Source organism: Legionella qingyii (genome assembly GCF_003184185.1).
In genome coordinates this window covers 40,511-53,374 of the sequence record NZ_QHJG01000031.1, presented here as the reverse complement: position 1 = coordinate 53,374, position 12,864 = coordinate 40,511, and the positions used below count along the sequence as shown (strand labels likewise).

Below are 12,864 nucleotides of genomic sequence, written 5' to 3'. Positions count from 1 at the left end.
ATGTAGTCAATGTTAGGGGGTAGGATATGGCCACTTCAAGTAATGAGTTTGCTGCGCTGGTAAATCAATTACACAGCTCACCTAACGATCATGTTTTACAACAAGCTGTGCTCCAACATTTACCTAAAATGATCGTTTTAGCTCGAGATAATCCTATGGCTTTATACCATTTAGCCCATATTTATCCACCAACATCTTCTGAGTACAAACAAACCATGCGCCAGGCCGCGAATTTGAAATGCACTAATGCCATGCTGGTTATGGTGCAAATATTGGGGAACTCAAATGATGCCAATGATTTACAAACAGCGACCTATTATTTCAATATGATTAATAAATCTAATGATTCATACATCAAAGAACAAGCTCGATTGCTTTTGGATGAATACCCTGAACTTTCAAAAACAATAAAAGAGCAAGAGAAACCTAATTTAAGTTATAACCACGCTCGCTTCTTTACACATCAACGGTTAAGAGAAGAACCTGTTGAGCTTGTTGAAGCTTTAGCATGTAAAGCTTAATTTTAAATGTCTTAGTCCTGGGTGAAAGCAAAGTCCGTAACCCAGACTCTCCATATATTCATCCTCGGGTTTTGCTATGGGTGAAAGCGGAGCGGTAGCCCCGGAGTCACATTCATTTCCGGGGTCCGCTGCGCGTCAAGGCTAGGGGATGTTTTAAACGATCAAAAAGCGGAAATTCTTTTGGATCTCATTTAAATCAAATTGATTCAAATACAAAGAAAAACTCATCCACGCACTTAACGCTGCCAAATCTTGAAATGGGGGGGGAAGATAAACAGGATTGGTTAAAATTCCACGCTCCTTAAGTTCAGTAAGTAAAGGCAAATCGTCAAGCACTAATTTCCCGGTAAATAATAAAGGTATGGACTCCACATGCTTGCGGCTAATCGCAAAACGGATGTAATTGTAAATCAATACAAAGCCCTTGGCATAAGACAAATCTTTGGTGAAAGGACCACCTGTAGGCGTACTTCCTCTAAAGACACGTACTGATTGATTGTAGCTGTCTTCTTCGCTTAGACCACAATCCATAAAATAATTATAAATATCGAGAAAATCTGCCCCTTGTGTCACCATATCCAAAGCAATTACGCGATTGGTAATCTTTAACATGCGGCTAGGATATGAAGAAAAAGTTACAATCTCCGTAATCACCGCCAAACCTTCCTGAATGACGCTGCTGGATGGCGAGCCTTTGGAAAGAAAAAAACAATTGGGCTGCATGGAGCCATTTAAGGTTGTTCCAACGTGAACCCAACCTTCATGTACTTCAAGATAACGAAGATCGCGATCACTAAACATTGCTTGCTGGCTCAATTTAATGCTATCTGCTCCTGCAGAAGCATCCGCAATCATATCATCACTGACCATCACAGTTACCTTGCCAGGATGTTTATCAAAAAATTGACCTAAACGCGCTTGCAAAATTTCTTGAGCCTGCTGGGGCGTGTAACGTTTTACATCGGCTTCAGATTGTAATTGGACACTAAGCCCTGTTAACACATCAAAGAGCAAAGTGCCCATCTCTGACATTCGTGGCCCACCTGCATAGAATACATCGTTTGGACTTCCATATAATTCCATTGCCAACTCGGAAAATGCAGGGGTACCTCGTTTGGCAAGCATTTGCGTAGCCCGACTGTATTCTTCGCACTGACGGCGTATTAAACGAGTTAAAGTAGAATACTGTCCAAGTTGATTCTGGGTATCACGCAAAATAATCCGGAATTCTTCTTGTTTATCATGAACATCGAAAGGTATAGGCTTCTTATCGTAATATTCTTTATCAACAACTGGAAGCTTTTTGCCTTTATGTTTAAAAAATTCCTTTTTTATTGATTCATCCCATTTAATACTATCAAGAATCCTGATTTTACGCTGCGCTTCCACAATACGCTGCGATAACTCCTGTACAATAAGTAACTCAGCTGATTCTGATGGTGTCATAATAAACCCCTTATGATACAGGTGGTGCGATACTTACACGCGCATCCTGGTTCTGTTGAGGCAAATCATAAAAACTACTAATGTTTGCTTTCGATAATGGCGGTGGAACTTCCAATGGGGGGCCATTACGACTACTCAAGTAAAGATGTTCACCATTACTGGCATAACGACTACAACCACAGAGCACAAGTGTTACAAAAATTAAAAAAAACAACTTTTTCACTTAAATCAACTCCAAATTCTTCATCATCTTTTCCAATGGCTCATGATGTTCTTTTGATAAACGGGTTAATGGCAATCTTAATTCATTCTCCATTAGCCCCATTCTATTTGCTGCCCATTTTATTGCAATCGGGTTCGTTTCAACAAACAATAATTCATATAAAGGCATTAATTGTTCGTTTAAACGTAAACATGCTGCATGATCACCATCTAAAGCCGAGTCACATAATTTAGCCATTAATTTGGCAACCACATTAGCCGCTGCTGAAATATTTCCCTTCGCTCCAGCCAACATCCAAGATGCAGCAGTAAAATCATCTCCACTATACACATCGATACTGCCTTCTGAAAGACGCAAAATTTGCTGTAAGCGAGTCATCTGTCCTGTAGCATCCTTTATTCCCACAATATTGGAAATCTTTGCAAGCTTGGCTACTGTTTCAGGCAACATATCACAAGCAGTTCTCGTTGGTACATTATACAGAATAATCGGCATAGCAACCGCTTCTGCTATCTGGCTATAATGTAAATATAGCCCTTCTTGAGTCGGTCTGATATAGGCAGGGGTCATAATCAACGCAGCATGAGCACCACACTCCATAGCTTCAAGGGTGAGTTGAATACAATCCCGGGTTGCATTCATGCCAGTGCCTGCAATAACAGGAATTCGTTCTTTGGCTTGATCAACTACTGTTTTAATGACTAGTAGTTTTTCCTCATGTGATAAAGTACCTGATTCTCCGGTAGTACCGGCTGCGACAAGACCATGGCTCCCCATTTCAATATGAAACTCGACCAATTCTCGCAAACGTGGGACATCCACCTGATCATTCTTCATGGGTGTTAATAAAGCGACAATGCTTCCTTTAAACATAAAGTCCTCTGTTTTTTATTATTCTTCATACTACTAATACTACTGGAAAATGTGGGTCAGAGTAAAATTAGATATTTAAAAAATAGTATGCAATACAATTTATGCTCACTTATTTTACATAAAATGTTATTTTTGTACTAGAATCATAGTGAAGATGATGCAACTAGGATTTTTTGTACTGAATTGTGCTCTATCAATACAAAAATCCTGAACACTATAAAAGGAGTTACACTATGAAAAAAATTATCGCTCCCTTATTTTTTATTGGTTTATCAGCTTTTATGCTTGGGGGATGCACCAATACTCAAGTAGGTACTGCCGCTGGCGGTGCTGCCGGAGCAGGTATAGGCTATGCTGTATCTGGAGGCAGTGCAGTTGGAACTGTAATTGGCGCAGGAGCTGGAGCACTAGTAGGAAATGCAATCGGCCAAGAACAGGATCGTCGCGCTTATTACTATCATCATTACTATCGTCCATATTACTACTAATACAAGTAAAATTCCCTCTTAACCTCCAAAATGAGGTTAAGAGGCCACCTATTAAAAAAGGATTTGTTTTTATAATTTTCTAAATGATAACAAAAATCTTAGGAATATAAGGCAATATCAAATTTCCATTGCTATACTTTGTAAAAGAATTTTAGATTAAGCCTAAATAGTTGATCGTTAAATCAAAATAATACTTATACAAGGATTGTAATCATGCGCTTAAAAAACAAAGTAGCACTAATTACCGGTGCCGCCAGTGGCATAGGTAAAGAAATCGCCTTAGTCTATGCAAAAGCAGGAGCCAAAGTTGCCATTGCAGACCTTAATCTAGATCAAGCAAATCTTGCAGCTGAAGAAATAAAGTCTAAAGGTGGAGAAGCCATGGCCGTTGCCATGAATGTCACCGATGAAAATCAGGTTGATAAAGGCGTGGATGATGTTGCTAAATACTTTGGCGGCCTTGACGTTATGGTCAGCAACGCAGGAATTCAAATTATCAGCCCTGTAGAGCAACTGTCATTTTCTGATTGGAAAAAATTAATATCAATTCAATTGGATGGAGCATTTTTAACAACTCGAGCTGCACTAAGACATATGTATGCTTCTGGTAAGGGAGGAAGCATTATCTATATGGGTTCAGTCCATTCTAAAGAAGCGTCTAAACTGAAAGCACCGTACGTGACAGCAAAGCATGGTTTAATTGGCTTGTGTAAGGTGGTAGCCAAAGAAGGAGCCGCCCATAACGTAAGAGCTAACGTGATTTGCCCAGGATTTGTACGTACCCCGCTAGTCGACAAACAAATTCCTGAACAAGCTAAAGAATTAGGAATTACAGAAGAACAAGTCATTAAAAATGTAATGCTGAAAGATACAGTGGATGGAGAATTCACTACCACCGATGACGTAGCACAAACTGCATTATTTTTTGCTTCTTTTGAATCAAATGCTCTGACAGGTCAGTCGCTAATTGTTAGTCATGGATGGTTCATGGAGTAAGGCCTATGGCTCGAACAAAAAAAAGTAAGACTACAATGCCCCATCATCATGTTGCTTGTTGTTTTCAAGGTGGAGGCGCTTTAGGCGCTTACCAGGTGGGAATTTTGCATGCTTTGGATGAGGCTGGTTATAACCCAAACTGGTTTGCCGGCACCTCAATCGGCGCGATTAACGCGGCAATTGCAGCAGGTAATCCACCCAAGGTACGGGTTGAAAAAATGTATCAATTTTGGGAGACCATAGCCACTCCTTCTTTTATCGAGAGCAAACTCCTTCCAAATGATGATGCAAGCCGTAGAATTGAACATATTCTATCCGCCCAAACCGCACTACTTTTTGGCCAGCCAGGTTTTTTTACACCTCGTTTTCCACCGCTGCTTATGGGATATTATGACACGCCTGATACCTTGAGTTTTTACGACACCAAAAACTTAAAGTCGACTCTAGAACAATTTATTGATTTTGATCGACTCAATAACGCTCAAGAGACACGCATAAGCATTGGTGCCGTTGAAATTTGCACTGGTGAAATGGTGTACTTTGATTCACAAAATACAAAAATTGGGCCTGAGCATATCATGGCCAGCGGCGCATTACCTCCTGGTTTTCCAGCTGTTGAAATTGAAGGTGAATATTATTGGGATGGTGGAATTTCCAGTAATTCCCCGGTAACTTATATATTATCTGCAAATCAATGCCCCCATAATTTATTGTGTTTCTCAATTCATTTATTTGACTCTTATGGCCTCTATCCCACTTCATTAGATGCCGTACTGAAACGAAAAAAAGACATAGAGTATTCCAGCCGCTTTTCCAAAGCAGTACAAACGTATCAGCAAATTCATGCTTTAAAAAATACCATTCATATTCTTTCGCGTTATATTCCTGAAGAAGAAAAGGAAAATCCAGAACTTCAACTGTGTATGGCACGTGGGCATCAATCTACAATTTCTTTAGTTCGCTTTTTATACGAACATGATGAGACTGAGTTTTCTTCAAAAGATTATGAATTTTCAAACAAAAGCATCTTGGAACGCATAAAACACGGCTACATTGATGGGAGAAAAGCCATCAAAAAATCACCTTGGAACAAAAAAATGCCAGATACAACGGGTATTGCCGTATATGATATGGCGTCAAATAAACATCTAAAGGAGGAGTCTGAAAATGAATGAAGCGGATGTAATTCAACGAGCATTTGCCATGCCACTCATCAGTCCATCTTATCCTCGTGGCCCTTACCGTTTCATCAACAGGGAATTTTTAATTATTACCTATGAAACTGATATAGATCTGCTTCGTGAAGTGGTTCCTGAACCGTTAGAAGTAGTAGAACCTCTAGTCAAGTTTGAATTCATTCGCATGCCTGATTCAACGGGATTTGGAGATTATACAGAATCAGGTCAAGTCATCCCGGTACGTTATAAAGGTAAAATAGGAAATTACACCCATGCTATGTTTTTAGATGATCTTCCTCCTATAGCTGGTGGTCGAGAAATTTGGGGCTTTCCCAAAAAGCTGGCACAACCCAAACTGGAAGTCGTACATGAAACGTTGTTGGGCACTCTCGAATATGGCCCTTGTCGGATCGCTACAGCAACTATGGGTTATAAATATGAAGCGCTGGATGTAAAAAAAGTAGCAGAATCACTCGCTACGCCAAATTATTTACTTAAAATCATCCCTCATGTTGATGGTAGTGTTCGAATTTGTGAGCTTGTTGAATATTATCTTGAAAATGTGGTTATCAAAGGGGCTTGGCAAGGACCAGCTCAATTGCAATTAGCACATCATGCATTGGCTCCTGTAGCAAATCTCCCCGTAAAACGCATCGTAAATGGTGTACATTTATTGACAGATCTCACCTTGCCTTATGGTCGTGTTGTCCACGATTATCTTAAATAAAGAATTTGCAAGAATTTAAAGGGAATTTGGAGTTCAAATAAAAATGTTAATTCTAATTGGTTATATCGTCATACTACTCTGTGTTTTTGGAGGATTCGCTTTGGGTGGAGGTCATCTTGCTGCGGTCTTTCAACCGATTGAATTGCTTATTATTGCAGGAGCAGCCATAGGCTCACTAATTGTAGGGAATAGCGCTACAGTGTTAAAATCATTGTTAAAAGCACTACCCAAGGTTTTTCGTGGGGAAAAATCCGTTAAGGAAACTTCCAGTAATCTGTTAGGCCTATTATACACTCTGCTGAATAAGGCACGCCAACAAGGACTTATGTCTCTGGAAAGGGATATTGAAGCACCTCAAGAAAGCGCTATTTTCAATGCTTATCCTTCAATAATGAAAAACCATCATATTATTGAGTTCATTTGTGATTACTTAAGATTAATCATTACTTCAAATCTCCAACCTTTTCAGCTGGAGGCCTTAATCGATATGGAAATTGAATCGCATCATGAGGAAGAAATGATTCCTGCTAATGCTTTAACAAAACTTGCTGATGCCATGCCCGCCTTTGGTATCGTTGCGGCAGTTCTTGGTGTAGTACATACCATGGAATCGATCAATTTGCCGCCGCCAGAATTAGGAGTTCTCATTGCACATGCTCTTGTAGGTACGTTTTTGGGGATTTTAATCGGTTATGGATTTATTGGTCCTGTAGCTTCAGCAATGGAGCATCATGCCAATCAGGAGCAATTGATGCTACAGTGCATAAAAGCGACAATATTGGCGAGTTTACACAATAATCCACCTATTATTGCAGTGGAATTCGGACGTAAAGTATTGTTTTCCGCACAACGTCCCTCCTTTACCCAGCTCAATGAAGAAATTAAAAATTTCAAGCCAGCAGCATCCTCATCCGATTCAGGAGAGAGTTCTTCTGCGGAACCTACTCCAGGCTAATGAGGTTATAGAATGAATGATAACAGCAATAAAGGAAAATCTGGTTCAACACCTATAATTCGAAAAATAAAAAAAAATCAGCACAAGCATCACGGTGGATCGTGGAAAATTGCTTTTGCTGATTTTGTAACAGCAATGATGGCATTTTTTTTGTTAATGTGGTTGATTGCCTCACTGAATAAAGCTCAAAAAGACGGTATTGCCGAATATTTTAAACAACCAATGAAAATCACTTTTTTTGGAGGTGAAAATGTGGGTAACCAGCAAATTAATCTTAAGGGAGGTGGACCTAAAGTAAAAGACACGAATGGTCAAGTTTCAACAACAGATCACCCATCTGCTCCGAATAAAAAAGCCCAAGACATTCAAGTAATTCAGTCAACTGAAAATGAAACCCAAAAACTTGAAGAGTTGAAATCAAAGATTAATTTAAGTATTAAAGAAGATCCTTCTCTTGCTGGTTTAAAAAATCAATTAATTATGGAAGTAGTAAATAATGGGTTGCGTATTCAGTTAATCGACAATCAAAATAAACCTATGTTTGATGTGGGTTCAGACAAACTTAATCCGGGCATGGATCAGATCTTTACCCAAATCGCAAAATTACTTAAGAACGTCCCCAATAAAATTACTATTGAAGGGCACACCGATGCACATCCATACCATAATCCGGATGAATTAGAATACACCAACTGGGAACTATCGGCTCAAAGAGCCAATGCTGCCCGTCGTGCTTTGGTTAAGGCAGGTTTGAATCCCGATAGAGTCGTGCGTGTAGCCGGTTTTTCATCAACTGAGCCTCTTAATCAACAAGATCCCTACAGTCCTGAAAACAGGCGTATCAGCATCATTGTCATAAAAAAAGGCGCCGAAACGAAAACGATAATGAACAAATAACAGATATAGCTTTGATAAAATGAGTGAAACCGTGAATATAACCTGGGTTTCGCTTTGCTTCCCCCAGGCTACGAATAACTATAAATTATTTTAGCCAATAGACGCATTTAACATCCAGCGTGCTTTTTCATGAGCTGCAATACGTTCGCTGAGCAAAGCAATCGTCCCTTCATCACCATGCTCCTGTGCGAGTTTAACCGCTGTGTTTAAATCTTTAACCAAAACCCCATGATCTTGAGCCAGTTCACTCACCATATGATTCGCATCAATATTTGAGTCACCATCTTTGATTGTTTTTAATTGATTCAATGCCGTAAAAGTAGCCGGCGCCTTATGCCCCATAATTAAAATTCGCTCTGCAATTTCATCAACAGCATCTGCCAATGCTTTATATTGCATTTCAAATAATTCATGCAAACTTTTAAACTGCATTCCCTTAACATGCCAGTGATAATTTTGTGTTTTAAGATACAAAGCATATGTATCTGCTAAAACAACTTCCAACTTTTTAATCATTGCTCCCATCATGACTCCTGACTTTATTATTCAACATCATTTTGGATGATACACAGCAAAAATTCCATTATTTTCAATAAAAAACCCGCCATAAAGGCGGGTTTTTAAAGGAATGGAAATGGAGAGAGGCTTACATCATGCCGCCCATGCCTCCCATACCGCCCATTCCGCCCATGCCACCCATATCACCAGCAGCTTCTTCTTTCTTTGGTAAATCAGCAACCATACACTCAGTAGTCAGCATTAAACTTGCTACAGAAGCAGCATTTTGTAATGCCATACGAGTTACTTTAGTTGGATCCAAAATACCCATGTCAACCATGTCACCAAAATCACCAGTCGCAGCATTGAACCCATAGTTGTCTTTGTTTTCAGAAACTTTGTTTACAATTACTGAAGCTTCATAACCAGCGTTTGATACGATCTGACGCATTGGCGCTTCAATAGCACGACGTAGAATGTTGATACCCATGTTTTGATCGTCATTGTCGCCTTTTAAAGAGTCCAGAGCTTTTTGTGCACGGATTAAAGCAACACCACCACCGGCTACGATACCTTCTTCAACAGCAGCGCGAGTAGCGTGCAATGCATCTTCAACACGAGCTTTTTTCTCTTTCATTTCTACTTCAGTAGCAGCACCAACTTTGATGACCGCAACACCGCCAGAAAGTTTAGCAACACGCTCTTGTAATTTCTCACGATCATAATCAGAAGTAGTTTCTTCGATTTGAGCACGAATTTGAGCGATACGTGCATTGATATCAGCAGCTTTACCTTCGCCATCAATAATCGTAGTATTTTCTTTGGTTACTACGACGCGTTTTGCAGTACCTAAATCTTCTAAAGTAGCAGCTTCTAAGCTCTTACCAATTTCTTCAGAGATTACTTCACCACTGGTCAAAATTGCGATGTCTTGCAACATTGCTTTACGACGATCACCAAAACCAGGAGCTTTAACGGCACATACTTTAACAATACCACGCATGTTGTTAACAACCAGAGTTGCTAAAGCTTCACCTTCAACATCTTCTGCAATGATCAACAATGGACGGCCTGATTTTGCAACACCTTCCAATACAGACAACATGTCACGGATACTGGAGATTTTCTTGTCAACCAACAGAATGAATGGATGCTCAAGCTCACAAGTCATGTTTTGTTGATTGTTGATGAAGTATGGAGAAATATAACCACGATCAAACTGCATTCCTTCAACAACAGATAATTCATTTTCAAGACTGTTACCGTCTTCAACAGTGATAACGCCTTCTTTACCTACTTTATCCATTGCACTAGCAATAATAGCGCCAATTGCCTCATCAGAGTTAGCAGAAATAGTACCTACTTGAGCAATTGCTTTATTGTCTTTGCAAGGCTTAGACATTGCTTGCAATTTCTTAGTGATTGCAGCAACTGCTTTGTCAATTCCGCGCTTCAGATCCATAGGATTCATGCCAGCAGCAATTGCTTTATAACCTTCAACCACAATCGCACGAGCCAATACAGTAGCTGTAGTAGTACCGTCTCCAGCAGTATCAGAAGTTTTAGATGCAACTTCTTTAACCATTTGCGCGCCCATGTTCATGAAGCGTTGGTCAAATTCGATTTCTTTAGCAACAGATACACCGTCTTTAGTTACAGTTGGGGCTCCATAAGCTTTTTCTAATACAACATTACGACCACGTGGGCCCATAGTTACTTGCACTGCATCAGCTAATGCATTAACACCTGCGAGCATTTGTAAACGCGCGTCGTCACCAAAACGTAATTCTTTAGCCATTATCTCTCTCTCCTAATGAAACGATTACTTCTCAATTACACCCATGATGTCGTCTTCACGCATCACAACCAGTTCTTTACCGTCAATTTTCACTTCGGTACCTGAGTATTTGCCGAACAGGACAATATCACCCACTTTTACTGCTAACGCACGAACATCACCATTGTCTAGTATCTTACCAACACCAACCGCAATGACTTCACCACGCATTGGTTTTTCAGTAGCGCTATCTGGAATAACAATACCACCTGCTGTGGTACGCTCTTCTTCCATACGACGAACAACAACTCGATCGTGTAAAGGACGAATTTTCATGCTTTTATCTCCTGATTAATTAAACTTTAAAGTCAATTTGCAATGTTACTGAAAGCCATATGGGGCCAAGGAACAGAGTTTCAAGGGTTAAAATAAAAAAAATTTTAATTTTTAATTCATTCACTCTACATGATGTTCTGATATAGTTACATATAAATATGTTCAAGCCCCTTATTATAAAGGTTTTCAGAATGAGAAAATGGTTTTTGTTGTTATTTTGTTGCATAACTACATTTGCTCTACACGCAAACCCGCTTCCGGCTGCTGAAGTATTTCATGTGAATATAAGCAAGGTTGATCCCAATACATTTGCGATTAATTTCCAGGTAAAGCCGCATTATTTTCTTTATAGCGATCGCATTAAATTAACAACGAAAAAGAATGGTACATTTCATTTAGGAACCCTGCGTTTCCCTTTCCCAGAGAAAAAAGTAGACAAACTAGGACATGAATTTTCCGTCTATCGCAATCAAGTCACCATTCCCGTTGGAATTTTAGGGAATAAGCCAGGAGAGGCCTTGATTGATTTACATTATCAGGGATGTTCTGATGATGGTTTTTGTTATGCTCCTGAAACCAAGACAATCCAACTATCCATAGATAATGATTTGGCTTTAGCACAAGCGAGCCTGGAGTCTTCCCCAAATATCGAGTCCACAGTCACTGAAGAATCACAAAATGATGGGGTAACTAAAATCTTTTCGAGCCACAATTGGTTCTTAATTCTATTTTCCTTTTATGGCTTTGGTTTACTTTTGTCATTCACTCCATGCATTTTACCTATGGTTCCCGTTTTATCTGGAATTATCGTTGGTCACGGCAAAGAAATTACCACAAGAAAAGCATTTTTTCTCTCGTTAAGCTACGTGCTTAGCATGTCGATTACCTATTCAATCATCGGGGCTGTAGTTGCTTTGCTTGGAGCCAATCTGCAAATTAGTATGCAATCACCCTGGGCTATTGGAGTGTTTAGCCTGATTTTTGTTGTGCTGGCCGTATCCATGTTTGGATTTTATGAGTTCAAGCTACCTCATTCTTGGCAAGCGAAAATACACGGCTCCAGTAACCGAAGAGGTGGTCACTATCTTGGGGCTGCAATCATGGGGTGTTTATCCACTCTGATTCTTTCGCCTTGTGTTACGGCACCTCTTATTGGGGTATTAACCTACATCGCTCAAACAGGAAACGTTCTCCTCGGCTGTCTGACTTTGTTTGTCTTAGGCTTGGGGATGGGCACACCACTTCTACTCATCGGTACTTCTGCTGGCAAATGGTTACCTGAAACAGGAAGCTGGATGAATACCATCAAGTCACTGTTCGGCATTATTTTTATTGCCGTTGCTATTAACCTCATTGCTCGGATAGCTCCCCCACTGCTCAGTATGCTCTTATGGGCAAGCTTACTTATTTTTTCAGGAATTTACAGTGGCGCCCTGACCTATTCTGTAACCCATCGAGAAAAATTCAATCAAGGAGTAGGACTCATTCTACTCGTCTATGGTTTCTTGATTTTAGTCGGCGCCAGTATGGGGGCAACAAATCCCTTACAGCCCTTAACTATACAATCGGCAAGTGCTGCATCAATTAACCCCCAACAGGAACAGGACTTGAGCACAATAAAACAAGCCCTAGCAAACGCCTATGGCAAACCGGTCATGCTTGATTTTTACGCCGATTGGTGCACATCCTGCAAAGTAATGGAGGCAACAACATTTAAAGACCCTCAGGTGCAAGAAGCCTTGGCGCGATTTGTTGTAATTAAAATTGATGTAACCGCAAATAATGCCGAACATAAAGCCCTGCTCAACTACTTCCATGTTGTGGCGCCACCAACTTTTATCTTTCTGGATGCCCAAGGTAAAGAGCTCTATAATCACAAACTGGTTGGCGAAGTTTCTGCAAATGAATTTTTAAAAACCTTAAATCAGATCGAATAACCTTAATGAGTC

The 12,864-nt window shown here is 39.9% G+C and carries 14 protein-coding genes; 8 read left to right on the top strand and 6 right to left on the bottom strand.

The window, feature by feature from the left end:
* Positions 1-26 precede the first annotated feature (26 nt).
* Complete coding sequence (locus DGG96_RS16265) at positions 27-521, top strand: hypothetical protein (RefSeq protein ID WP_110142797.1); 495 nt, start codon at positions 27-29, stop codon at positions 519-521.
* 153 nt (positions 522-674) lie between these two features.
* Here the strand turns inward: DGG96_RS16265 and DGG96_RS16260 are convergent, their stop codons facing one another.
* From DGG96_RS16260 to dapA, 3 genes are read right to left on the bottom strand one after another with little or no spacing between them, the layout of a single operon-like run.
* Positions 675-1,967 (bottom strand): flavohemoglobin expression-modulating QEGLA motif protein, encoded by a 1,293-nt coding sequence (locus DGG96_RS16260; RefSeq protein WP_110142798.1) that lies wholly within the window; start codon positions 1,965-1,967, stop codon positions 675-677.
* Positions 1,968-1,977: 10 nt separating this feature from the next.
* Positions 1,978-2,190: a hypothetical protein gene (locus DGG96_RS16255; RefSeq protein WP_110142799.1), complete on the bottom strand. Its 213-nt coding sequence runs from the start codon at positions 2,188-2,190 to the stop codon at positions 1,978-1,980.
* Complete coding sequence (gene dapA / locus DGG96_RS16250; protein ID WP_110142800.1) at positions 2,191-3,063, bottom strand: 4-hydroxy-tetrahydrodipicolinate synthase; 873 nt, start codon at positions 3,061-3,063, stop codon at positions 2,191-2,193.
* Positions 3,064-3,296: 233 nt separating this feature from the next.
* Here dapA and DGG96_RS16245 point away from each other — a divergent pair, with 233 nt between their 5' ends.
* The 6 genes from DGG96_RS16245 (at position 3,297) to motB (ending at position 8,304) form a co-directional block, all read left to right on the top strand.
* On the top strand, positions 3,297-3,551 hold the full coding sequence (locus DGG96_RS16245; RefSeq protein ID WP_110142801.1) for a glycine zipper domain-containing protein: 255 nt from the start codon (positions 3,297-3,299) through the stop codon (positions 3,549-3,551).
* 213 nt (positions 3,552-3,764) lie between these two features.
* Positions 3,765-4,547, top strand: coding sequence for a 3-hydroxybutyrate dehydrogenase (locus DGG96_RS16240; protein WP_110142802.1), 783 nt, complete (start codon positions 3,765-3,767; stop codon positions 4,545-4,547).
* Positions 4,548-4,552: 5 nt separating this feature from the next.
* Positions 4,553-5,722 (top strand): patatin-like phospholipase family protein, encoded by a 1,170-nt coding sequence (locus tag DGG96_RS16235; protein ID WP_110142803.1) that lies wholly within the window; start codon positions 4,553-4,555, stop codon positions 5,720-5,722.
* Positions 5,715-6,452 carry an acetoacetate decarboxylase gene (locus tag DGG96_RS16230; RefSeq protein WP_110142804.1) on the top strand — a complete coding sequence of 246 codons (738 nt, stop codon included), beginning with the start codon at positions 5,715-5,717 and terminating at the stop codon, positions 6,450-6,452. Before DGG96_RS16235 ends, DGG96_RS16230 begins: the two co-directional genes overlap by 8 nt.
* A gap of 43 nt (positions 6,453-6,495) precedes the next feature.
* Entirely contained in the window at positions 6,496-7,407 is a 912-nt protein-coding gene (motA, locus tag DGG96_RS16225) for a flagellar motor stator protein MotA (RefSeq protein WP_110142805.1), read from the top strand.
* Positions 7,408-7,419: 12 nt separating this feature from the next.
* Positions 7,420-8,304 carry a flagellar motor protein MotB gene (gene motB / locus DGG96_RS16220; RefSeq protein ID WP_110142806.1) on the top strand — a complete coding sequence of 295 codons (885 nt, stop codon included), beginning with the start codon at positions 7,420-7,422 and terminating at the stop codon, positions 8,302-8,304.
* Between the two features lie 90 nt (positions 8,305-8,394).
* Here the strand turns inward: motB and DGG96_RS16215 are convergent, their stop codons facing one another.
* The 3 genes from DGG96_RS16215 to groES all read right to left on the bottom strand — a co-directional run bounded on the left by DGG96_RS16215 (position 8,395) and on the right by groES (position 10,915).
* Positions 8,395-8,829 (bottom strand): Dps family protein, encoded by a 435-nt coding sequence (locus tag DGG96_RS16215; protein WP_110142807.1) that lies wholly within the window; start codon positions 8,827-8,829, stop codon positions 8,395-8,397.
* 121 nt (positions 8,830-8,950) lie between these two features.
* Positions 8,951-10,600 (bottom strand): chaperonin GroEL, encoded by a 1,650-nt coding sequence (groL, locus tag DGG96_RS16210; protein ID WP_110142808.1) that lies wholly within the window; start codon positions 10,598-10,600, stop codon positions 8,951-8,953.
* A gap of 24 nt (positions 10,601-10,624) precedes the next feature.
* A complete protein-coding gene (gene groES / locus DGG96_RS16205) occupies positions 10,625-10,915 on the bottom strand; it encodes a co-chaperone GroES (protein ID WP_110142809.1) in 291 nt (96 codons plus the stop codon).
* A gap of 191 nt (positions 10,916-11,106) precedes the next feature.
* On the opposite strand from groES, the gene dsbD reads away from it, so the two are divergent.
* Positions 11,107-12,852 carry a protein-disulfide reductase DsbD gene (dsbD, locus tag DGG96_RS16200; RefSeq protein ID WP_110142810.1) on the top strand — a complete coding sequence of 582 codons (1,746 nt, stop codon included), beginning with the start codon at positions 11,107-11,109 and terminating at the stop codon, positions 12,850-12,852.
* Positions 12,853-12,864: the final 12 nt, after the last annotated feature.